We start from the raw sequence: 635 nt of genomic DNA on the forward strand, positions 1-635 counted from the left end.
CGACCGCACGATGTGGGGCTCCGACCACGCGGCCTCCCTCGAGCCGACCGGTCTCGAGCACCTGGTGCGCGATATCCGCGTGATCGAGCGCGCGACCGGCGACGGGGTCAAGCGCGTGTTCGACAGCGAGCGCGCGCCGATGGCGAAGCTGCGCCGCATCTCGGCATGACCGAGGCCACCGGCATCCGCGTCGTCGCCATCGCGGACGCCGACTCCTTCGTGAAGTGGGCGGCCTCGCTCCTCGGCTCGGTGCCGGGCCTGCGTCCACACCTGCTGCTCGTACGCACCCCGCTCACGGCCAGTGTCGAGCAGCAGCGCACGGCGCTGGCGGGCACGACGCTCGGCTCCGACGACATCACCCGCATCGGGTTCGCGGAGACGGCGGCCTGGCTGGCCGGGCAGCGCCCCGACGTGGTGCTGCTCGCCGGGCGCGGACCGTTCGTGCGGCTCATGGGGCGCGTCATCGACGCGCTGGAGCATCGACCGGTCACCGTCTCGGGGCTTCCCGGCATGGCCATCCCCGCCCAGCGCGGGGCGCTCGACTATCGCCGTCACACCGACCTGCTGGTGGTGCATTCCCATCGAGAGGTGCGGGCGTTCGAAGAGCTCGGGCGACGCATCGGCGTGCGGACGCC

At 72.9% G+C, this 635-nt stretch carries 2 protein-coding genes; both read left to right on the top strand.

What is annotated here, in order from left to right:
* The coding region (locus ACNPM4_RS18565; protein ID WP_448986680.1) for an N-acetylneuraminate synthase family protein at positions 1-169 on the top strand (169 nt) is incomplete at its 5' end.
* Positions 166-635, top strand: a 470-nt coding sequence (locus ACNPM4_RS18570) for a DUF6716 putative glycosyltransferase (RefSeq protein WP_448986678.1), incomplete at its 3' end; no start/stop codon positions are given. The genes ACNPM4_RS18565 and ACNPM4_RS18570, both read left to right, overlap by 4 nt.

The sequence above is a fragment of the Microbacterium umsixpiens genome (genome assembly GCF_053543675.1).